The organism is Brevundimonas abyssalis TAR-001, assembly GCF_000466985.1.
Classification (GTDB): Bacteria; Pseudomonadota; Alphaproteobacteria; order Caulobacterales; family Caulobacteraceae; genus Brevundimonas; species Brevundimonas abyssalis.
The window spans coordinates 1-20,909 of the sequence record NZ_BATC01000034.1; the positions used below are offsets into that span (position 1 = coordinate 1).

Consider the following 20,909-nt stretch of genomic DNA (forward strand, 5'->3'; position numbering starts at 1 on the left):
CGGATCCGGGCCTCGATCTGGACGCCCTGGCCGAGCCTCGCCCCCGCACCCAGCAACAGCGCCCCACCGGCCAGTCCGGCGCCGGTCAGGCGCCCCGCGCCACCGGCTCCCAGATCGCCAATCTGGGCGGTCAGGTGACCCGGCACTGGATCCTGAACTGCGACCTGGAGGGCATGCGCGATCTGTCCATTCCCGTGCGCGTCACCATTACCTCGGGGGGGCGCATCAGTTCCGGGCCGACCGTGACCGACCAACGCTCCGGCGCCACCTGGCGCACGGCGTCCGAGGCCATGCTGCGCGCGGTCCGCGCCGCCGAACCCTTCGATGTGCCCGACGGCTTCGAGACCCAGGAGATCAATTTCCGCTTCCGCGCCGATCAGGCCTGCGCCAATCGGTAGGGAAGGGGAGCCGCCCCACGCCCCGCGCGTTTGTGACTTGCGCGCGCAAGGCCAAGCCCGAAAGTCGCCGCAATGCTCCGGCGCCATGCCGAAGCGTCAACCAACCGCCTGCCCGGGGAGATTCCACCTCATGCGACCGAACAAACGCCTCAACGCGCTGATCGCCGGCGTCGCCGCCATCGCCTTGGCGCCCGCCGCCGTCACGCCGGTGATGGCCCAGTCCGGCTCTCCCGAGGTGGAGATCACCGAAGGCGTCCTGCGCCCGCTCCAGATCGCCGTGGCCCCGTTCAGCGGCCCCAACGGCGCGGACATCTCCGGCGTCATCTCGAGCAACCTGCAGCGCTCTGGCTTCTTCGATCCCATCGATCCGAACGCCTTCATCCAGCAGGATCTCAATCTGTCCAACCAGCCGGACTTTCCGCAATGGACCCGCATCGGCGCCCAGGCGGTTCTGTACGGCTCGGCCACGCCCCAGCCGGACGGTCGGGTGCAGGTGGGTTTCCGCCTCTATGATCCTTACCGCGAATGCCAGCTGGTGGGCTTCGCCTTCACCGCCACGCCGGACAATTGGCGCCGCCTGGCCCACAAGGTGTCCGATGTGGTCTATCAGCGCCTGACCGGCGAGCAGGGCTATTTCGACACCCGCGTAGTGTTCGTCTCCGAAAGCGGCACGGGCCTGAACCGCTTCAGCCGCCTGGCGGTGATGGATCAGGACGGCTTCAACCCCTTCTTCCTGACCAGCGGCGAAGAGATCATCCTGACCCCGCGCTTTTCAAATAATCCCAACGAAATCGCATACATGGCGCTGGGTGAGGATTATTCCCGCATCTACATCATGAACCTGCAGACAGGCCGCCGGGAAAGCATCGGTGAGTTCCCAGGCCAGGTGTTCGCCCCGCGCTTCTCGCCTGACGGGACCCAGATCGCCTTCTCCATCAGCGTCGGCGGCAACTCCGACATCCACATCATGAACCTGCGAACTCGCCAGACGCGCCGCCTGACCAATGATCCCGGCATCGACACCTCCCCGTCGTTCAGCCCGGATGGAAACCAGCTGGTCTTCGTCTCGGACCGCTCCGGCTCGGCGCGGCTCTACACCATGCGCACCGACGGGTCGGGCCAGCGGCCTATCTCGCGTGGTGGCGGCGCTTACACCGCCCCGTCCTGGAGCCCGCGCGGAGACCTGATCGCCTTCACCAAACAGCAGGGTGGCCGTTTCCACATCGGCGTCATGGACGCCTCGGGCGGCGGCGAGCGCCTCCTCTCGTCCAGCTATTTCGAGGAAGGGCCCTCCTGGGCGCCCAATGGTCGTTACATCATGTTCGCGCGTCAGGCCCCGGGGGGCGGTTCGCGCCTGTGGACCGTGGACGTCACCGGCCGCGTGGTAGGCCAGGCGTCCTATTCCGGTATGGCGGGCGACCCCGCCTGGTCGCCGCTTCTGGATCCTCCGCCCGCCAATCTGGGCGTCGGGCAAGCTTCGGACAGCTGTCCGGGCTGATCCGGAAGGCCATGTCGTGAAGTGACACGGTTATGTGATCCTCGGACCCATTCGCTCAACTGTGCGTTATCGCCGCTGGCGCCATATTGCAGCCAAGGCTAGGGCCTTACGGCAAAGGTTCAATCGGCCGTCGCTGCGGCCCAAAAAGGAGACGACCCTGATGTATTCCACCCGTTCGATCATCCGTCTGTCCGCCGTCGGCGTCATGGTCGCCGCCATGGCCGCCTGCGCCCCGCGCCAGCAGCCCGAACCCATGCCGCAGCCTGGCCCTTCGCAGCCGTCGCAGCCTAGCCAGCCCGGCGCCCCCACCGGTCCCGTGAACCCGGGAACGCTTCCTGGAACCGCCGCGCCCGGCTCGGTCGGCGATTTCCGCCAGAACATCGGCGACCGCGTCTATTTCGATCTGGACAGCTACTCGGTTCGCGCCGACGCCCAGCCGCGCCTGGACGCTCAGGCTCAGTGGCTCAATCGTTACCCGAACGTGCGCGTGCGCATCGAGGGCAACGCCGATGAGCGCGGCACCCGTGAATACAACCTGGCTCTGGGCGCTCGGCGCGCCGAGGCCGTGCGCAGCCACCTGGTCAATCGCGGCGTCGCCGCCAACCGCATCGACACCATCTCTTACGGCAAGGAGCGTCCGATCGCGCAGGGCTCCAACGAGGAAGCCTGGGCCCAGAACCGAAACGCCCACACCGCCATCGTCTCCGGCGCGCCCCAGTAAGCGCTCCAGATGGAGAATGGGGGGACCGGCGTTCGCGTCGGTCCCCCTTTTCGTTACGCCTTTCGCCCGCCCGGCGCGCGGCCTTGCGTCCGCCGCAAACCGATGGAACCTATGCAGGCATGACCCAACTTCGTCCGTTCACCGTTTCCGCCCTGATCGCCGGAACTGCCCTGGCCCCCCTGATGGCCGTTGTGCTCGTCGCCGCGCCCGCCACGCCCGTCCAGGCGCAGCAGGTTCCCGACCAGCCTGTCGAATGGACCCCGCGGCGCCTCAACCAGCTTGACCGCAACGTCCGCCGGCTGGAACGCGCCGTGACCCAGCGCAACGCCGCCGGTGATCCTGTCCTGATCGAGACCGACCCCGAGGTCGTGGTGCTCCAGGGCGTGATGGACAACATGCAGCGCCGCCTCGCGGATCTGGAGGCTACGGTCCAGCGCATGAACGGCGACATCGAACGCCTGACCTTCGCCAATGATGAGGCCCAGCGGGACAACGCGGCCATGCGCCGCCTGCTGACCGACTCCAACAACCGCATCACCGCGCTGGAAGGCCAACTCGAGGCGGTGGCCGAGGCCAACGCCCCCATCGTGGCGGATTCGCCCACAGGCGATGCGCGTCAGGACTTCGACCGCGCCATCCGTCTGGCCAACGCCCAGGATGTGCGGGCCCTGCGCGCCCTGGAAGTCTTCGTCATCACCTGGCCGGACGAGCCCCAGGCGCGGGAGGCCAACTATCGCCTGGGCGATCTGCGCGCCCAGGCGGGCGACCAGACCGGCGCCGTGCAGGCCTACGCCTCGTCCCTGTCAGGCTGGCCGCGCACCTCCTGGGCGCCTGACGCCACCATCAAGCTGGCCTCGGGTCTGGACGCCACGGATCGCAACACCCAGGCCTGCGCCGCTGTGCGCGAGTTCTTCCAGCGCTACGGCGAGGGCGCGCCGACCACCCTGATCAACCGCGCCCGCCAGATTCGGGAACGGGCGGAGTGCCCGGCCTGATCGACTGCGTCACCGCCGCGCTCGACGCGCGGTTGTCTCTGGACGCGGATCGTCCCGTCGCCCTGGCCCTGTCCGGCGGCGGGGACTCCATGGCCTTGCTGCATCTGGCCGCCGACTGGTGCGCGCGGCGAGGCCGCCGCCTTCTGACCCTGACCGTCGATCACCGCCTGCATCGCGACAGCGCCGTCTGGACCGCCTTCGCCGGAGAGGCAGCCCGAGACCTCGGCGCCGACTGGCGCACCCTGTCGTGGGACGGCCCCAAGCCCGCCACAGGCCTGCCGGCCGCCGCCCGCGCGGCCCGCCACGCCCTTCTGGCCGATACGGCGCGTCAGGCCGGCGCCCGCGTCATCCTGATGGCCCACACCGCCGACGACATAGCCGAGTCCGACTGGATGCGGGATCAGGGGGCCACGCTTGGGGCCTTGCGCGACTGGTCCCCGTCCCCCGCATGGCCGCAGGGCAGGGGCCTCATGCTGCTGCGTCCTTTGCTGACTGCGTCACGCGCCGATCTGCGGGCCTTGCTGCGTGCCCGCAACGCCCTCTGGCTCGAAGATCCCGCCAACGCCGACCCCCGCTTCCTGCGCAGCCAGGCGCGCATGGCGCTGCAAAGTGAAACTCCGTCATTCTCGAGCTCGTCCCGGGGACCAACGGCGACCGCGAGCACGATCGTTGAGGCCATGAAGTCGTCGCCGATGATCTGGTCCGGACTCGTCACCCTCCCACGCGCCGTCCCCGCCCGGACCCTCGCCGCCGCCCTGCTCAGCGTTTCGGGACAGGCCGCGCCCCCGCGCAGTCCCCGCCTGACGGCCCTGCACGCCCGCCTGGCCTCCGACAGCGAAGTAACCGCCACGCTCAGCGGCGCCCGCATCCAGGCATCCGGCCAGACGCTGTTGATCACCCGTGAACCCGGCCGCACCGGCCTGCCTGCCGCTGCCTTGCCGCCGAACGCCCCCGCCGTCTGGGACGGACGCTTCGAAATCACCGCCCCGGAGCCCGGCTGGAGCGTCGGCGCGCTCAAGGGCCGCATGGCGTCTCTGGCCCCCGTCGATCAGGCGATCGTGAAGCGCCTGCCCGCATCCGCCCGACCCGCTCTGCCCGTACTGTTCCGGGACGCTGACCCCCGCCCGCTTCTTGCATGGCGCGTGGCCGAGACGCGCTGTCTGGTCGCAGGCCGCCTCATCGCCGCCGCCGGCGGGATCGGGCATGAGGACCAGTTGACGCATTCAAGTGGCGAAACGCCGCCCGCTGACCTATTTCTGAACCGTAGCGGCGGCTGAACGTCGCCGCACCGAGTTTTGAGGACCCTTATGAACCTTCGCACCCTGGCCATCGTCGGCGTCATCATGATGGCTGTTCTGGCCGCCTACGCCATGGTCGGCCCGTCCGGCCCCGGAACCGCCGGCAAGGCAGGCGCGGGCTCGCGTCCAGCCGAAATCACCTATTCGGAGCTTCTCGCCCGCATCCAGGCAGGCGACATCGCCTCGGCGACCCTGAAGGGCGACACCATTCGCGGGGTCTATGAGGACGAAACCGCCTTTACGGCCACTATCCCCTATCCCAGCGAAAGCGTGGTCGAGCGGCTCGAGGCGGCCGAGGTCCCCATCGATTTCGAGACCACCCGCTCGCCGTGGTGGATGAGCATGCTGGGTCTGGTCCTGCCCGTGCTGCTGCTGATCGGCTTCTGGTTCTGGATGATGAACCGCATGCAGGGCGGGGCGCGCGGCGCCATGGGCTTCGGAAAGTCCAAGGCCAAGCTGCTGACCGAGCACAAGGGCCGCAAGACCTTTGACGATGTGGCGGGCGTGGATGAGGCCAAGGAAGAGCTGCAGGAGGTCGTCGACTTCCTCAAGGATCCGGGCAAATTTCAGAAACTGGGCGGCAAAATCCCAAAGGGCGCTCTGCTGGTGGGCCCTCCGGGCACCGGCAAGACCCTGCTGGCCCGCGCCGTGGCCGGGGAGGCGGGCGTGCCGTTCTTCTCCATCTCCGGTTCGGACTTCGTCGAGATGTTCGTGGGCGTCGGCGCCAGTCGCGTGCGCGACATGTTCGAACAGGCCAAGAAGAACGCTCCCTGCATCATCTTCATCGACGAGATCGACGCCGTCGGCCGTCATCGCGGCGCCGGACTTGGCGGCGGCAATGACGAGCGCGAGCAGACCCTGAACCAGCTGCTCGTGGAGATGGACGGCTTCGAATCCAATGAGGGCATCATCCTGATCGCGGCCACCAACCGGCCCGACGTGCTGGACCCCGCCCTGCTGCGTCCCGGCCGCTTCGACCGCCAGGTGGTGGTGCCGAATCCCGACGTGAACGGCCGCGAGAAGATCCTGCGTGTGCACATGAAGGACGTGCCCCTGGGCGCCGACGTCAATGTAAAGACCATCGCGCGCGGCACGCCCGGCTTCTCGGGCGCCGACCTGGCCAATCTGGTCAATGAGGCGGCCCTGACGGCGGCCCGCAAGGACCGTCGCATGGTCACCCACCGCGACTTCGAGGACGCCAAGGACAAGGTCATGATGGGCGCCGAGCGCAAGTCCATGGCCATGAACGAGGAAGAGAAGAAGCTGACCGCCTATCACGAGGCCGGCCACGCCATCGTCGCCATGAACGTCAAGATGGCCGACCCGGTGCACAAGGCCACCATCGTGCCCCGCGGCCGCGCGCTCGGCATGGTCATGCAGCTGCCCGAGGGCGACCGCTACTCGATGAAGTACCGCCAGATGGTGGACCGCATCGCCATCATGGCCGGCGGCCGCGTGGCTGAGGAGCTGATCTTCGGTAAGGACAACATCACTTCGGGCGCCTCGTCCGACATCGAACAGGCCTCGAAGCTGGCCCGCGCCATGGTCACCCGCTGGGGCTTCTCCGAGAAGCTGGGCACCGTGGCTTACGGCGAGAACCAGGAAGAGGTGTTCCTGGGCCACTCCGTCGCCCGCAGTCAGAACGTGTCCGAGGAGACCGCCCGTCTCATCGACGAGGAGGTCAAGCGCCTGGTCACCGAGGGCTGGGACGACGCCCGTCGCATCCTGACAGAAAAGGCCGAGGACCACGAAAAGCTGTCCCAGGCCCTGCTGGAGTACGAGACCCTCTCGGGCGACGAGATCAAGGACCTGCTGGAGAAGGGCCTGGCTCCCAACCGCGACGAGAACAACTTCCCCAACGCCGGCCCCTCCGTCGCCGTCCCGGTGACCCCCGTCTCGGACGGCGTCGAGGTCGAGCAGGCCACGGTGCACTGAGGTGTAAACGTCCTTCCCATCGGCGATGGCCGACTGGGAAGGACAGACCTCGCCAGCGGTAGGGCTGGGGAGCGGTGCAGAGCGGTCTATTCGGAACCGTCGCCCCGCAGTTGCGCCACCGCCGCGATCAGCCGCTCGAGATCCGCGGGCGTCGACAGCCGGTGATCGCCGTCGTGGATCAGGTCCAGCCGGACGTCCGGCCCTTCGATCCGCTCGGCCAGGGTCAGGGCGTGACGCCACGGCACCGGCTCGTCCTGCTTGCCCTGGAGGATGTGCACCGGCGCATTCAACCGGATGGGCCCGTCCAGCAGCAGCCAGTTCCGCGCCTCCTCGAACATGGCGCGGGTCAGCACATAGGGACCGAGGCCCTCGTCGGGCATCTCGGCCTCGCCGTCGCGCAGGATCGCCTGACGAATATGGTCGGCAGGGACGGCCACATCAGCCGCTCGGTGAAATCCGGCGCCGGGGCGGTCAGCACCAGCCCCGCCAGCTTTTCAGGCCGCGCCAGGGCCGCCAGCAGCGCCACCCAGCCGCCCATGGACGAGCCCACCGGCAATACCGGCCCCTCGATGGAATCGATCATGGCTATGGCGTCCTCGCGCCAGCGGCCGACCGTCGCCGCCTTCCAGTCGCCGGACGAGGCGCCGTGGGCGAAATGGTCATAGCGCACACAGGCCCAGCCCCGCTCGCGCGCCGCCTGGTCCAGCGCCACGGCCTTTGTGCCCTCCATGTCGGAACGAAAACCGCCCACCCACAGCACTGTCGGCCCTGTCCCGTCGACGTGCCGGAAAGCGATCCGCTCGCCGTCCGGGCGGTGCAGATTGTCGTGGCTCATGGGTTCTCCGCAGGCTTGAAAGGCTTGTCCCGCTTGATTCTGCGGGGGTTCGAGGTCATATATCCGGCGCGGAGGGAACGCGACCACGCGGTCGTGCGCTCACCCGTGCATCTATTGACCACATAAGGAAACGACGCCCATTCGCCGTCCCATGCAAGCGCCGCCCGTGAAAGACGGGCCCCGTATGAACCAGGACATCCGCGCCCCGCGGGTGCTGCTGATCGACCAGAGCGGTGAGAAACAGGGCGTCATGCCGACGTCTTCCGCCATGGAGGCCGCCGAGGAGGCGGGCCTGGATCTGGTGGAGATCGTGCCGAACGCTGATCCCCCCGTCTGCAAGATCATGGACTACGGCAAATTCCGTTTCCAGGAACAGAAGAAGAAAGCCGAGGCGCGCAAGCGCCAGAAGGTCGTCGAGCTCAAGGAAATCAAGCTTCGGCCCAACATCGACACCCACGACTATGAGGTGAAGACCAAGGCCATGCATCGCTTCTTCGGTGAAGGCGACAAGGTCAAGGTGACCCTGCGCTTCCGCGGCCGCGAGATGGCCCACCCCGAGCTCGGCATGAAGCTGCTGCAAAAGGTGCAGGAGGACTTCGACGAGATCGCCAAGGTGGAGTACGCCCCCCGTATGGAGGGCCGCCAGATGATCATGATCCTGGCGCCCCGCTGATCCGGCCCCACAAGACATCCAGACGCCCCGGTTCACGCCGGGGCGTTTTTGTTTGCGCCTATTCGCAGAACTCCTCGTCCTCGGGGATGCGGTTGAAGGCGATCTTGGCGCCCACATAGTCGGGCAGGTTCGCGCGCGGGCCGATGCTGACCGTGTCCTTGCCGAAGCGGGTGTTGAGCTGGTCCAGGGCCTTGGACAGGCGCAGCGACCGGGCCTGGCCGCCCCCATCCGGCGACCAGCCGAACAGGTCAGGCGTGAAGGCGTCCAGCGGCTTGAGGTCATGCACCGCCACCCCGACGTAGTTCGGCGCGCGCCGTCGCGTGTCCGCCTCCACCTCGCGCCACAGACCGTCCAGCATCTTCAGAAGAATGAAGCTGTCGCAGGTGGGTGCGAAGGCGCAACTGACCGAGGCCGCGCCGCGCCGGCGCGCCGTGGCGGCCGGGCCGTCCGGCATGTCCACAATCAGGGTGAGGGCGGCGCCGGTCAGCTTCATCCGCCGCAGCCGCGCACCGCTTTTGACGGTCAGCCGCCGCGCCACCGCCCGGGCGCCGTCCGACGTCCGCATGGCCTGGGCCAGGACGTGGCTGTGGCTGATGGAGGCGCGGGGCCGGTCGGGCGGCTCCATGCTGTCCAGGCCGTGCAGGCCGCGCCACAGTCGCTCGCCCTCTATGCTGTTCCAGATGCGCCGCGCCTGGGCCGGGGTCAGGGCCCACAGCCCCGCCGTGTCGGTGATCCCCGCCGCCTCCAGCCGCGCCAGCATGCGCCGCCCGATGCCCGGGTACCGGTCCAGCGGCAGGTCCAGAAGCGGGCCCGGCAGCCGGTCCGCCCGCAGCACCGTCAGGCCGGCTGGTTTCTTCATGCCGCACGCCGTCTTGGCCAGGAATCGGCTGGGCGCCAGGCCCACGGACGAGCGCAGACATTCGCCCACCTGTTCCAGAACACCCGCCTGAATCCGCCTGGCCAGCGCTGTGGCGTTCGCCTCCAGACGCTGCGGCCCGGCCAGTTCGCAGGCCGCCTCGTCGATGGAGCACACTTTCCAGATGGGCAGATGGCGATCGACCTCGGCCATGATCGCCTTGTGCACGGTGACATAGACGTCCGGCCGGGCCTCGACCACGTGCAGGCCCGGGCACATGAGTCGGGCTTCAGACACCCGTGTCCCGGTCCGAATCCCGAAGGCCTTGGCCTCATAGCTGGCGGCGATGGCGCAGGTGTGCTCGCTGGGGGCCGGCCGCACGATTATCGGCCGCCCGCGCAGTTCGGGTCGAAGCTGCTGTTCGACGCTGGCGAAGTAGCTGTTCAGGTCGATGAACAGCCAGCGCAATCCCGCGCCATCCTCCCATGCTTCGCGGCCTTCATCCATTCTCGGAACATAGCATGAACATAAAGTCGGGCGCGAGGGCGCGCGCACTCCCGCTCAGGGGATCGATTCTGTCGAAGCCGGCTGTCCAGAGGATTGGAAGTTTCCAGTGAGACGTCGCCCGTATCCGGCTTCCTGATCTGATGCCGCTTGCCTCCTTGGCGGTCCGGGTTAGTCTGTATCGATTGTTTGGGGGCATTCATGAAATCTGTTCTGGTCGCGGCCGTCATGGCTGTTTGCGCCTGCTTGGCGGCGCAGGATGTGGTCGCTCAGGAAGCGACGCCTTCGTCGGGTCCGGCGCTTGAGATCTATGGCCGCATGCCGGCGCTGGAGTCGGTTCGTCTTTCACCCGACGGAACCCGGTTGGCGCACATAGCCGTCGTGGGGGAAGATCGCAGTCTGATCATCCACGACCTCGCCGACATGAGTCTGATCGGCGGCGTCCGGGCAGGCGACACAAAGGTGCGCGATCTGGACTGGATCGGAAACGAGCGGGTGCTGATCACCACCACGGCGACCCAGTCCGGCGCCGCGCTCGGCATACGACGGCAGGAACTGTCGGACGGACAGATCTATGATATTTCCACCCGGAGGGTGCGCAATCTGCTGGACGGCCTTGACGGCTTCTTCCCCAAGCTGACGGACGCCGTGGCCATTCGCGGTTCCGGCGAGGACGCCGTGGTCTACACGCGCGTGCTGCCGCTTCAGCCTCCGGCCCGTTCCTACCTTTACCGGATTGATCCCTCCAACGGCCGAGGTCAGCGCGTCGAAACGGGCGAGCCGGATATGGGCGGCTACGTCCTCAACGCTGCGGGCGAAGCCGTGGCGCGCACCCGCTATCAGGTGCGTACGTCCACCTGGAGCCTTCACACCAAGCGAAATGGCTTCTGGCGAACGGTCTGGCAGACCGACGCTCCCATCGACACGCCGTCCCTGCTGGGGCTGGGACGCAGCGAGGACGCCGTACTGGTCTATGGCCAGCCCGAGGATGGTGAGGCGGGCTACTATGAGATCGGCATCGAGGACGGCGTATGGTCGCCTTTGTCCTTTGATTTCGAGCCGGACTTCATCATCCGTCATCCGATCACGCGGTTGGTGGCCGGCGCCGGGGTGAACACCGACCAAGGCGCGGACTATGTTTTTCTGGATCAGCGGATGGGCGCCATCTGGCGCGCTGTCCGCAATGCCTATCCGGGTCTCGTCATCAGACTTGAGTCCTGGTCAGAGGATCTGAACAACGTCGTCATCCACACCACCGGCGGCGGCGATTCCGGGACCTATCACCTGATCGATCTGGAGGCGGGTTCCGCCCAGGTGATCGGATATGCCTACCCGGACCTGAACGCAGATCTGGTGGGCGAGATGCGCGCCATCCGCTACGCCGCCGGTGACGGCATGGAGATTCCCGGATACCTGACTCTCCCGCCGGGCGTCACTGAGCCCCGCGACCTGCCGTTGGTGGTGCTGCCTCACGGCGGGCCTGCGGCGCGGGACACGATGGGCTTCGACTGGTGGGCGCAGGGGCTGGCGTCGCGAGGCTACGCGGTGCTGCAGCCGAATTTCCGCGGCTCCGCCGGACTTGGCGACGAACACCTCGAGGCGGGCTATGGGGAGTGGGGCCTCAAGATGCAGACGGACCTGTCTGACGGCGTGCGTTACCTGGCCGCCGAGGGCATCATCGATCCGCAGCGCGTGTGCATCGTGGGCGCCAGCTACGGCGGGTACGCCGCCCTGGCGGGTCCCACGCTCGACCCGGGCGTTATCGCTGTGCAGTGTCTGTGGCAGGCGTCTCTGATCTGAGAACCATGGTCCAGTGGTCAGCGGCCCAGGCCGGTCGTCGCGACAGCCCGGTGGTGCGTTACTGGAACCGCTTCATGGGTGCTGAACGTCTTGGCGACCGCTCCCTGGATGACCGCTCGCCGGCCTTCCGGGCGGCCGAGGCCGATGCGCCGATCCTGCTGTTGCACGGATGGGATGACACGGTCGTCCCCTATGACCAGAGCCGCATCATGGCGGAGGCCCTTGAACGGGCCGGGCGGCCCTACGAACTGGTGCGCCTGGACGGCGAGGATCACTGGCTGTCACGCGAAGCGACCCGTCAGCGCATGCTCAACGAGACGGTGCGGTTTCTGGAGACGCACAACCCGCCACGCTAGAGGCAGAGTGCGCCCGCGCCCTTGCCATTCCGGGCGCCATGACGTATGAGCCCCGCCTTCGCGTACCGGACCGCCGGGCGAACAGGCATGCCTGGGCGGTTCTCAACGGTCTGTCGTTTTTATGGGCTCCAGCAGCCCATGGATGGCAGCCCACTCAAAATAGAGAGAGTGAAAATGCCGAAACTGAAGACGAAGTCGGGCGCCAAGAAGCGCTTCAAACTGACGGCGACGGGCAAGGTCAAAGCAGGCGTGGCAGGCAAGCGCCACCGTCTGATCAGCCACAACTCGAAGTACATCCGCCAGAACCGCGGCACCAAGGTCATGGCCGACGCGGACGCCAAGAAGATCAAGTCCTACATGCCCTACGCCTGATCGGCGTCGGCACGAACCCTCGATCTCCAACCGCATCAGTTTGAAACCACAAGCCCCTCATGCAGTGAGCCGCCGCGCGGCGAATGGTAGGGGCTTCCCGAAGGAAATATTAGAATGGCTCGCGTCAAAAGGGGCGTAACGTCCCACGCCAAGCACAAGAAGGTCCTGAAGCAGGCCAAGGGCTTCTACGGCCGCCGCAAGAATACGATCCGCACGGCCAAGGCCGCCGTGGATCGCGCCGGTCAGTACGCCTACCGCGACCGTCGCACCAAGAAGCGCTCGTTCCGCGCCCTGTGGATCCAGCGCATCAACGCCGCGGCCCGCGCCGAAGGCTTCACCTACTCGCAGTTCATGCACGGACTGGGCAAGGCGGGCATCGAGCTGGACCGCAAGGTTCTGGCCGCCATCGCCGCCGACGAAGCCGGCTTCAAGGCCGTGGCGGAAAAGGTTCGCGCCGCCCTGGCCTGACGCCAGTGCGCCGCACGGAGACTATCGACGCCCGCTCGCAACCCGAGCGGGCGTTGTCCGTTGGATCGAAGCACCTTGAAAGGAGCTTCCAATGTCCATCGCCCGCGTCACCGAAGTCACTGCATCCTCGTCCGTCAGTTTCGAGGACGCCATCAAGAAGGCCGTCGCCCGCGCCGACCAGACCCTCAAGAACGTCGAAGGGGCCTGGGTCCAGGAACAGAAGGTCGTGGTCAGGAACGGCGAAGTGACCGAATATCGCGTCAATCTGAAGATCACTTTCGTGCTTGAGGACTGAGCCGTCTTCGGGCCGCCCCTTCAGGCGGCCTGTCTGACCTGGCCTCCCACCGCCCGGCGGATAGCGTTCAGCAACACGTCCGGCTGGATGGGCTTTTGCACCACGCCGTTCATGCCGGCGGCCATATAGCCGACGGCGTCACGGTCATCCGCATTGGCCGTCAGGGCGAGGATGGGCAGGGTCGCTCGAGCATCCCCCATGGCCCGGATGGCGCGGGTGGCGGAAACGCCGTCCATAACCGGCATCTTGATGTCCATCAGGATCAGGTCATAGGCGACTGTCCGCGCGGCCTCGACCGCCTCCGCGCCGTTGGCGACCGCGTCATGGGTGCAGCCGAACATCTCCAGTAGCTTGCCCGCAAGGAAACGGTTGGCGGTGTTATCGTCCGCGACCAGCACATGCAGGGTTTCATGCGAGGTTGGTTCGGCGATGGCCAGGCGTGCGTTCTGGTCCTCCGCTGTCGCCCTGGTGAGCTTCAGGTCGAAACGGAACCGCGCGCCGCCCAGAGGCGAAGTCTCGGCGAGGATGCGTCCGTCCATGCGCTCGACGATCTGACGACAGATGGCCAGGCCCAGGCCGGCGCCGGCGCCCGGCCGGTTCGCATCGCCGGTGTTGAAGGGTTGAAACACCGTCTCCAGCCGATCAGGCGGCACACCGGGGCCGCTATCGTCGACCTGGGCTGAAAGGACCACCTTGTCGCCGTCGCGCCGCGTGGTGATCCGGGCCTCCACACGGCCATGAGGGGTGAACTTGATCGCGTTGCCGATCAGGTTGTTCAGCAGTTGCTTCAGCCGCGTCTCGTCCGCCTCGACCCATTCCGCCCCGTCGGCCTCACAGGCGACGGTCAAGGCCAGGCCCTTCTCTTCGGCCCGCGCCCGCCACAAGGCCTCAAGGTCATCGGCCAGGTTCGTGAGCCGTACTGGCCCTGGCTCGAGGCCAAGCATGCCCGCCTCGGCGCGGGACATGTCCAGGCGTCGGTGAGCAGGCGAAGAAGACTGTTTCCCGAATCCAGAATGGTGCGCAGGTGCGGACGCAGCGATTCCTGTTCCAATTGGCGCTCCATCAGGGCGGCCACACCGAGCACGCCGTTCAGGGGCGTGCGGATTTCGTGGCTCATGACGGCCAGGAACTCCGATTTGGCGCGGCTGGAGGCGCGCGCTTCAGCTTCGGCCTTGGCCAGGTCGTGGGCGAGGGCGGCCATTTCGTCGGCCCGGCGCCGCGCCAGGGTTCCGGCCGCCTGAAGCACCTGAACCCCCGAGCCCACGCCCAGGTAGCGTCCCCGATCCGTCACGATGAAACCGGCCAACAGCCCGCTGAGGCCGGTGGCGTCCACGGTGCGGAACAGGTCTTCGGCCTCGGTGTCGCCCTCCAGGATGAGCGGTGAGGCGTCCATCAGGGCTGATATGGGCCGACGGGCGTAGAGCGCGCGACCGAATTCAGCCGCCATCTTCAGGGTGAAGGCGTTGCGCTCCACCAAGCCAGGGGGCGAAGATCGGCGTCCACAACTGCTATGGCCAGGGTGTTCGGCTCATTCTGAAACCGGTCGAACACGACCGAGCCGCTGACGTCCGGCCCCACCGGGGCGGCGCTCACCACGAAATCCCTGATCCGGGCCATCACCCTACTCCTACTTCCGGGAGAGGGCTTAGGCGGCGAGCGATTAATGACAGCTTTGCCGTTTTAGAAGATTTTGCAACATCTTCATGCAGTTACTTCCGCTCCCGGAGCATTTTTCGAGCCGGCCTGCGATGACGCTCGCGGAAATGCCCGCGGGCCGTGGGTCATGGGGTTTCCGGCCGCGTCCTCAAAGGCTAGAGGGTCGCGGTCATGACCGACCTGAACCAATTGGAACTGGACCTGATCAACGCCATCGGCGCAGCCGAGAGCGTGGCGGGTCTCGAGGACATCCGCGTCGCCGCCCTGGGCAAATCCGGCTCCATCTCCGGCTTGCTCAAAGGCCTGGGCGCCATGAGCCCCGACGAGCGGCGCGAGCAGGGGCCGCTGATCAACGGCCTGCGCGACCGCGTGGGCGCCGCCATCACCGCCAGGAAGGCCGAGCTGGAGGCCGCCGAGCTGGATGCACGCCTTCTGGCCGAGCGCATTGATCTGACGTTGCCATCCCGTCCGCGCCGCAAGGGCGGTGTGCACCCTACCATGCAGGCCATGGACGAGATCATCGCCATCTTCGCCGAGATGGGCTTCGCGGTGGCCGAAGGTCCCGACATCGAGGACGATTTCCACAACTTCACCGCCCTGAACTTCCCGCCCAAGCATCCGGCGCGGGAGCTGCACGACACCTTCTTCCTCAAGGCTGATCCGGAAACGGGAGAGCGCAAGGTGCTGCGTACGCACACCAGCCCGGTTCAGGTGCGAACCATGATGAGTGAAAAGCCGCCCATCCGCATCATCGCCCCGGGCCGCACCTTCCGGAAAGACTCCGACGCCACCCACACCCCCATGTTTCATCAGGTGGAGGGGCTGGTGATCGACCGGGCTATCCACATGGGCCACCTGAAGTGGACGCTGGAAACCTTCGTGGCGCGCTATTTCGAGCTTCAGGGTGTCCATGCCCGGTTCCGTCCACACCACTTCCCGTTCACCGAGCCGTCGGCGGAAATGGACATCCGCTGCGACCGTTCAGGCGGTTCGCTGAAGCTGAACGAGGGCGACGACTGGATGGAGATCCTGGGCTGCGGGATGGTGCATCCCAATGTCCTGCGGAATTGCGGCCTCGATCCCGACGAGTGGCAGGGCTTCGCCTTCGGCATGGGCGTCGATCGCCTCGCCATGCTGAAGTACGGCATCACCGACCTGCGCCCCATGTTCGAGGCCGACAGCCGGTGGCTGTCCCACTATGGCTTCTCGCCCTTCGCAACGCCAAACCCCGCCTCGGGCCTGAGCTGACTCCAGGACACGACATGACCGACAAGACTGACACCCCGACCATGAGCGCCGAAGAAGCTGCGGGCCGCGCCCTTGTCGCGCGCAAGACCTTCGAGGGGGAGGCCGTCTGGCTGCCCATGCTGGCGGTTCAGCACTGGAACGCGGGCGAGATGGTGGTGGACGGCAAGACCTTCACAGACTGCCTGATCGAAGGCCCGGCCGTCATGGCCGTGATGACCGGCACCCAGTTCGACAGCTGTCACATGGGTGTCGCCGAGAATCCCCGCACGCTTCTGCTCAAGCCGGTTGGGGAAAAGATCGCCGGGGTCGTCGGCATGTCGAACTGTCGCTTCGTTCGCTGCCGTTTCGCCCAGGTGGGCTTCACGGGGACGTCCGAAATGCTGGAAGGCATGGAGCGCGACCTGTTGAGCGCCCGGAAGGAATCCGAGGCGAAAGGAGCCAAGGCGTGAAATTCACCCTCTCCTGGCTGAAGGAGCATCTGGAGACTGACGCCTCCCTCGGCGCCGTGGCCGACGCCATGACCATGGCGGGGCTGGAGGTGGAGGATGTCCTGGATTCCGCCGCCGCCCTGGCGCCGTTCAGCGTTGCCCGTATCGTTTCAGCGGAGCGTCACCCCAACGCCGACCGGCTGCAGGTCTGCCAGGTCGAGACCGTCGACGGGGTCAAGGAGATCGTCTGCGGCGCGCCCAATGCGCGGGCGGGCCTGGTGACCATCTATGCGCCCATCGGCGCTTACGTGCCCGGTCTGGACATGACCCTGGTGGAGAAGCCGGTGCGCGGCGTGGTCTCCAACGGCATGTTGTGTTCCGCCGCCGAACTGGAGCAGGCAGACGATAGCGACGGCATTCTGGACCTGCCCGAACACTGGGCCGTGGGCACGCCCGCCGCCGAGGTCTTCGCGGCCGAGCCGGTGATCGATTTCGAGGTGACCCCGAACCGCCCTGACTGGCTGGGTGTGTCCGGCATCGCCCGCGACTTGGCCGCCACCGGCATCGGCCGCTTCATTGACCGGACGCCGGAGCCTGTGAAGGGCGCCTTCCCATGCCCCGTTTCGATCCGCCTTGAGGCGCCCGAGCTGTGCCCCGTCTTCGCCGGCCGCGTGATCCGGGGCGTCAAGAACGGCCCGTCGCCCCAGTGGCTGCAGGATCGGCTCAAGGCCATCGGCCTGCGCCCGATCAACGCTCTGGTGGATGTCACCAACCTGATCTCCTACGACCGGGCGCGGCCGCTGCACGTCTATGATGTGGCCAAGCTGTCGGGCGATGTGATCGTGGCCCGGCACGGCCAGGCGGCGAAGGACTCGGGTGAGCCCGAGCATCTGATCGCACTGGACGGCAAGACCTATGCGGCGTCGCACGGCATGTGCGTCATCGCCGACGCGGGCGGCGAACGCCCCATCGGCCTGGGCGGCGTCATGGGCGGGGAGTCCACCGGCTGCGACGAGGCCACCACCGACGTCTTCATCGAAAGCGCCTGGTTTGATCCGCTCGTGACGGCCCAGACCGGTCGGACGCTGACCATCAGCTCTGACGCCCAGTACCGCTTCGCGCGCGGTGTGGACCCGGCCTTCGTGGTTCCGGGGCTGGAGCTGGCCACCGCCCTGATCCTGGACATGTGTGGCGGCGAGGCTTCGGACATCACCGTGGCGGGTGAGGCCCCCGCCGGGCCCGCCGCCTTCGACTTCGATCCGGAGCAGGTCTGCCGCCTGTCGGGCCTGGCCATCGGCCGCGAGGGCGTGGTTGAGGTGCTGTGCCGACTGGGCTTCACCGTTGAGGGCCACGGCGTCACCGTGCGCGTCACGCCGCCCTCCTGGCGTCGTGACGTGGAAGGCCCCGCCGATCTGGTGGAGGAAGTGGCCCGCATCGTCGGCTATGACCAGCTGCCCACCACCCCTCTGCCCGAAGTAGCCCGGGCCGCCTCCGGCGTGCTGGACCCTCGCCAGAAGCGGGTGCGCGTCGCCCGTCGGGCGCTGGCCGCCATGGGCTATGCGGAGGCCCTGACCTGGTCCTTCACGCGCCGGGACAAGGCCGCCCTGTTCGGCGGTGGTGACGAGCGGCTGGTGTTGGAGAACCCCATCGCCTCGGACCTGGACTGCATGCGGCCCGCCGTCCTGCCCAACCTGATCGAGGCGGCGGCGCGCAACGCCGCGCGCGGCCATCCGGACGCGGCCCTGTTCGAGATCGGCCCGATCTATCTGGGCGACGGACCGAACGATCAGCGCACGGTGATCGCCGGCCTGATTGCGCCTCACGGCCCCCGCCACTGGTCCGGCGCCGGCGAGGACGCCCTGCTGGCGCTCAAGGGAGACCTTCTGGCCGTGCTGGAAGAACTGGGCGCGCCGGTGGCCTCCATGCAGCTGGTGCAAGGTCAGAACCCGGAGTGGTGGCACCCCGGCCGCTCGGCCCGCCTGCAGCTTGGCCCCAAGGCCGTGATCGCCCATTTCGGCGCCCTACACCCCCGGGTGCTCAAGGCGCTGGACGCCGACGGCCCCATGCTGGGCTTCGAGATCGTGCTGGACTCCATGCCCGAGCCGCGCGCCGCGAAGACGGCCGGCAAGTCGCGCGGTCCAGCGGACCTGCCGGCCCTGATGCCCCTGACCCGCGACTTCGCCTTCGTGGTGGACGAGGCCGTGGCGGCGGGCGATCTGATCCGGGCCGTGGCCGGCGCCGACAAGGCCCTTATCCAGGACGTGCGCGTGTTCGACGTCTATCGCGGCCAGGGCGTGGGTGAGGGGCGCAAGTCCGTGGCCATCGAGGTTGTCATCCAGCCCCGCGAAACGACCCTGACCGACAAGGACATCGACGCCCTGTCGGCCAAGGTGGTGGCGGCCGCAGGGAAGGCCGGGGCGACCCTGAGGAGTTGATGCGCTTCAGGCCAGAAGTGCACTAATTGCACCAATTGCACCGTGCACACGGCCTCGCCCCGAACGGCAGATCAGCCCCGCTCCATGGCGTTCAGGATGACGCGGGCCGCGTCGTCGGGCGCTAGGTCGTGGGTCAGGGCGCTGCGGAACTCTCCATCAGGCCCCATCAGATAGACGGTCAGGGTGTGGTTCATGGTGTAACCCGGGCCCTCGCCCACCTTCTCGAAGAAGACGCGATAGGCGCGGGCCGCCTGGGCCACCTGTTCCGGCGTCCCGGTCAGGCCGATGACGCCTTCGGGAAAGCTGCTGGTCTGAAGGTAGTCGCCCAGGAACTCTGGCGTGTCGCGCTCGGGGTCCACCGAGATGAAGACGATCTCCAGATCTTCGCCCCGCTCGCCCATGGCGGCGCGTGTGGCCTTCAACGACTGGAGCGTGGTGGGGCAGTAGTCCGGACAGTGGGTGAAGCCGAAGAAGACGGCGGTCCATTGGCCTTCGAGAATGGACTCGTCCACCGCCTGACCGGTTTGATCCACCAGTTGGAACGGCCCGCCCACCTCCGCCGTGCCTGTGGAGACCGCCTCTGACTGCTGGCGGCCGTTCACCGCCACGACTGTGACCACGGCCAGCGCGGCCGCGATGGCGATGCAGGCGCCGGCGAACAGAAGAATGGACTTGCGCGGCATGGGGGCTCCTGGCGAGACGAAGGCTTCGCCCCGGTCTATAGAGGGGGCGTGAACCAGTCCCAAGCCGACCTGTCGCCGCAGCCTGATCCGCCGGACGCCGCCGCCCTGCCGCGTCTGGTGCGCGGGCTGGAGCTGCGCACCCTGATCGTTCTGCGCTGGCTTGCCGTGGCGGGCCAGACTGTGGCGGTTCTGACCGCGTCTCTGGTTCTGGACCTGGGCCTGCCCATCGGCGCCTGCCTGGTGGTGATCCTGGCCAGCGCCCTGATGAACATGACCGCCATGGCGCGGCTCCAGACCATTGAGGGGCGCCGTTCCGCCGGGCGCGAAACCACGGTCCAGCTGGGCTTCGACATTGTGCAGCTGACGGTATTGCTGGGCCTGACTGGCGGGCTGGAGAATCCCTTCTGTCTGCTGCTCGTCGCGCCGGTGACGGTGGCGGCGGCGGCCCTGCCCGCTCGCAAGGCCATGATGCTGGGCGGGCTGGCCCTGCTTTGCACCATGGCCCTGTTTGTGTGGTCCATGCCATTGCCCTGGAGCGAGGGGACGACGCTGAGCCTGCCGCCCCTCTACAAGGTGGGCATGGGGCTGGCGGTGGGGGTGGGGGTGATCTTCACCGCCGGCTACGCCTGGCGCGTGGCCGAGGACGCCGACCGTCTGGCCCTGGCGCTGGCGGCGACCCAGCAGGTGCTGGAGCGCGAGCAGCGGCTGGCGGCCCTGGGCGGACTGGCCGCCGCCGCCGCCCATGAGCTGGGCACCCCGTTGGCCACCATTCAGGTCGTGGCCAAGGAGATGCTGCGCGCCGCCAACCGCAAAAGCGGGGACCCGGCCGTCGCCGAGGATGCTCGCCTGCTTATCCAGCAGGCCGACCGCTGCCGAGAAATCCTCAAGCGCCTGTCCCAGCGCCCCGAGGATGGGGACGCCATCTACGCCGAGCTGGGCCTGAAGGCTCTTCTGGAAGAGGTTGTCCAGCCGCACCGGGGCATCGATCTCGACATGGACTGCCGCATCGAGGGGGTGAATGAGACCGACGCGCCCCACGTGCGCCGTCTGCCCGAAATCGTCCACGGCCTGTCGGCCATCGTCGAGAACGCCGCCGATTTCGCGGCCGAGCGGGTCGAGATTGTCGCGCGCGTTGATGCACGCCACGTGGAGGTGATCGTCTCCGACGACGGCCCGGGCTTCGCGCCGGAAATTCTGGCCCGTCTGGGCGAGCCCTATGTGACCAGCCGGCCGCTGGGTCGGTCGCGAAAGGGCAAGAAGGCGGCCGGGGCGGGCGTGGGCGGCGGCATGGGGCTGGGCTTCTTCATCGCCCGCACCCTGCTGGAGCGCACCGGCGCGCGGGTGTCGGCCGGAACCGGAGAAACCGGCGGCGCCCGGGTCACGGTGCGCTGGCCCCGCGCGGCTCTGGAAGCTGATCCATCTTGACCTTGGCCGAACCGCATCCGACTTGAAGAT

At 67.6% G+C, this 20,909-nt stretch carries 23 protein-coding genes; 16 read left to right on the forward strand and 7 right to left on the reverse strand.

Annotated elements, in window-relative coordinates:
* The 6 genes from tolA to ftsH form a co-directional block, all read left to right on the forward strand.
* Positions 1–398, forward strand: a 398-nt coding sequence (tolA, locus tag MBEBAB_RS16505) for a cell envelope integrity protein TolA (RefSeq protein WP_045319144.1), incomplete at its 5' end; no start/stop codon positions are given.
* 130 nt (positions 399–528) lie between these two features.
* Positions 529–1,896, forward strand: a complete 1,368-nt coding sequence (gene tolB / locus MBEBAB_RS09430) for a Tol-Pal system beta propeller repeat protein TolB (RefSeq protein WP_021697741.1) — start codon at positions 529–531, stop codon at positions 1,894–1,896.
* A 160-nt stretch (positions 1,897–2,056) separates the two neighbouring features.
* Positions 2,057–2,617 carry a peptidoglycan-associated lipoprotein Pal gene (gene pal / locus MBEBAB_RS09435; RefSeq protein WP_021697742.1) on the forward strand — a complete coding sequence of 187 codons (561 nt, stop codon included), beginning with the start codon at positions 2,057–2,059 and terminating at the stop codon, positions 2,615–2,617.
* 119 nt (positions 2,618–2,736) lie between these two features.
* A complete protein-coding gene (locus tag MBEBAB_RS09440; RefSeq protein ID WP_021697743.1) occupies positions 2,737–3,612 on the forward strand; it encodes a tol-pal system YbgF family protein in 876 nt (291 codons plus the stop codon).
* Positions 3,600–4,889, forward strand: a complete 1,290-nt coding sequence (tilS, locus tag MBEBAB_RS09445; RefSeq protein ID WP_021697744.1) for a tRNA lysidine(34) synthetase TilS — start codon at positions 3,600–3,602, stop codon at positions 4,887–4,889. The genes MBEBAB_RS09440 and tilS overlap by 13 nt, the downstream gene beginning before the upstream one ends.
* 30 nt (positions 4,890–4,919) lie before the next feature.
* Positions 4,920–6,845, forward strand: a complete 1,926-nt coding sequence (gene ftsH / locus MBEBAB_RS09450) for an ATP-dependent zinc metalloprotease FtsH (RefSeq protein ID WP_021697745.1) — start codon at positions 4,920–4,922, stop codon at positions 6,843–6,845.
* 86 nt (positions 6,846–6,931) lie between these two features.
* On the opposite strand, the gene MBEBAB_RS17590 is transcribed toward ftsH, so the two are convergent.
* Both MBEBAB_RS17590 and MBEBAB_RS09455 read right to left on the reverse strand, forming a co-directional pair.
* Positions 6,932–7,225 carry an alpha/beta hydrolase gene (locus tag MBEBAB_RS17590; RefSeq protein WP_242397133.1) on the reverse strand — a complete coding sequence of 98 codons (294 nt, stop codon included), beginning with the start codon at positions 7,223–7,225 and terminating at the stop codon, positions 6,932–6,934.
* Positions 7,192–7,680, reverse strand: a complete 489-nt coding sequence (locus MBEBAB_RS09455) for an alpha/beta hydrolase (protein ID WP_242397134.1) — start codon at positions 7,678–7,680, stop codon at positions 7,192–7,194. Before MBEBAB_RS09455 ends, MBEBAB_RS17590 begins: the two co-directional genes overlap by 34 nt.
* A 151-nt stretch (positions 7,681–7,831) precedes the next feature.
* Between MBEBAB_RS09455 and infC the strand changes: the two genes are divergently transcribed.
* Positions 7,832–8,353, forward strand: coding sequence for a translation initiation factor IF-3 (infC, locus tag MBEBAB_RS09460; protein WP_045319145.1), 522 nt, complete (start codon positions 7,832–7,834; stop codon positions 8,351–8,353).
* A gap of 58 nt (positions 8,354–8,411) precedes the next feature.
* On the opposite strand, the gene MBEBAB_RS09465 is transcribed toward infC, so the two are convergent.
* Complete coding sequence (locus MBEBAB_RS09465) at positions 8,412–9,716, reverse strand: Y-family DNA polymerase (RefSeq protein WP_021697748.1); 1,305 nt, start codon at positions 9,714–9,716, stop codon at positions 8,412–8,414.
* 198 nt (positions 9,717–9,914) lie between these two features.
* Between MBEBAB_RS09465 and MBEBAB_RS18055 the strand changes: the two genes are divergently transcribed.
* The 5 genes from MBEBAB_RS18055 to MBEBAB_RS09485 all read left to right on the forward strand — a co-directional run bounded on the left by MBEBAB_RS18055 (position 9,915) and on the right by MBEBAB_RS09485 (position 13,004).
* The gene (locus MBEBAB_RS18055) at positions 9,915–11,513 is read left to right on the forward strand and encodes an alpha/beta hydrolase family protein (protein WP_148291491.1); all 1,599 of its coding nucleotides are present in this window, start codon (positions 9,915–9,917) and stop codon (positions 11,511–11,513) included.
* 5 nt (positions 11,514–11,518) lie between these two features.
* The gene (locus tag MBEBAB_RS18060; protein WP_277905867.1) at positions 11,519–11,869 is read left to right on the forward strand and encodes an alpha/beta hydrolase family protein; all 351 of its coding nucleotides are present in this window, start codon (positions 11,519–11,521) and stop codon (positions 11,867–11,869) included.
* Positions 11,870–12,043: 174 nt separating this feature from the next.
* On the forward strand, positions 12,044–12,241 hold the full coding sequence (rpmI, locus tag MBEBAB_RS09475) for a 50S ribosomal protein L35 (RefSeq protein ID WP_021697750.1): 198 nt from the start codon (positions 12,044–12,046) through the stop codon (positions 12,239–12,241).
* A gap of 114 nt (positions 12,242–12,355) precedes the next feature.
* Positions 12,356–12,709 (forward strand): 50S ribosomal protein L20, encoded by a 354-nt coding sequence (gene rplT, locus MBEBAB_RS09480; RefSeq protein WP_021697751.1) that lies wholly within the window; start codon positions 12,356–12,358, stop codon positions 12,707–12,709.
* 91 nt (positions 12,710–12,800) lie between these two features.
* The gene (locus tag MBEBAB_RS09485) at positions 12,801–13,004 is read left to right on the forward strand and encodes a dodecin family protein (protein ID WP_021697752.1); all 204 of its coding nucleotides are present in this window, start codon (positions 12,801–12,803) and stop codon (positions 13,002–13,004) included.
* Between the two features lie 20 nt (positions 13,005–13,024).
* Here the strand turns inward: MBEBAB_RS09485 and MBEBAB_RS17600 are convergent, their stop codons facing one another.
* The 3 genes from MBEBAB_RS17600 to MBEBAB_RS17610 are packed head-to-tail and all read right to left on the reverse strand — an operon-like array spanning position 13,025 to position 14,621.
* Positions 13,025–13,852 carry a response regulator gene (locus MBEBAB_RS17600; protein ID WP_242397135.1) on the reverse strand — a complete coding sequence of 276 codons (828 nt, stop codon included), beginning with the start codon at positions 13,850–13,852 and terminating at the stop codon, positions 13,025–13,027.
* Positions 13,849–14,478: a histidine kinase dimerization/phospho-acceptor domain-containing protein gene (locus tag MBEBAB_RS17605; RefSeq protein WP_242397136.1), complete on the reverse strand. Its 630-nt coding sequence runs from the start codon at positions 14,476–14,478 to the stop codon at positions 13,849–13,851. Before MBEBAB_RS17605 ends, MBEBAB_RS17600 begins: the two co-directional genes overlap by 4 nt.
* Positions 14,454–14,621, reverse strand: a complete 168-nt coding sequence (locus MBEBAB_RS17610; protein ID WP_242397137.1) for a CBS domain-containing protein — start codon at positions 14,619–14,621, stop codon at positions 14,454–14,456. Before MBEBAB_RS17610 ends, MBEBAB_RS17605 begins: the two co-directional genes overlap by 25 nt.
* 210 nt (positions 14,622–14,831) lie before the next feature.
* Between MBEBAB_RS17610 and pheS the strand changes: the two genes are divergently transcribed.
* From pheS to pheT, 3 genes are read left to right on the forward strand one after another with little or no spacing between them, the layout of a single operon-like run.
* Complete coding sequence (gene pheS / locus MBEBAB_RS09495; protein WP_021697754.1) at positions 14,832–15,908, forward strand: phenylalanine--tRNA ligase subunit alpha; 1,077 nt, start codon at positions 14,832–14,834, stop codon at positions 15,906–15,908.
* Between the two features lie 14 nt (positions 15,909–15,922).
* Entirely contained in the window at positions 15,923–16,357 is a 435-nt protein-coding gene (locus tag MBEBAB_RS09500; RefSeq protein WP_021697755.1) for a hypothetical protein, read from the forward strand.
* A complete protein-coding gene (gene pheT, locus MBEBAB_RS09505) occupies positions 16,354–18,771 on the forward strand; it encodes a phenylalanine--tRNA ligase subunit beta (protein WP_021697756.1) in 2,418 nt (805 codons plus the stop codon). Before MBEBAB_RS09500 ends, pheT begins: the two co-directional genes overlap by 4 nt.
* 71 nt (positions 18,772–18,842) lie before the next feature.
* Here pheT and MBEBAB_RS09510 read toward each other — a convergent pair whose 3' ends face one another.
* Positions 18,843–19,454: an SCO family protein gene (locus MBEBAB_RS09510; RefSeq protein WP_021697757.1), complete on the reverse strand. Its 612-nt coding sequence runs from the start codon at positions 19,452–19,454 to the stop codon at positions 18,843–18,845.
* 48 nt (positions 19,455–19,502) lie between these two features.
* Here MBEBAB_RS09510 and MBEBAB_RS09515 point away from each other — a divergent pair, with 48 nt between their 5' ends.
* Complete coding sequence (locus tag MBEBAB_RS09515; protein WP_021697758.1) at positions 19,503–20,879, forward strand: ActS/PrrB/RegB family redox-sensitive histidine kinase; 1,377 nt, start codon at positions 19,503–19,505, stop codon at positions 20,877–20,879.
* Positions 20,880–20,909 lie beyond the last annotated feature (30 nt).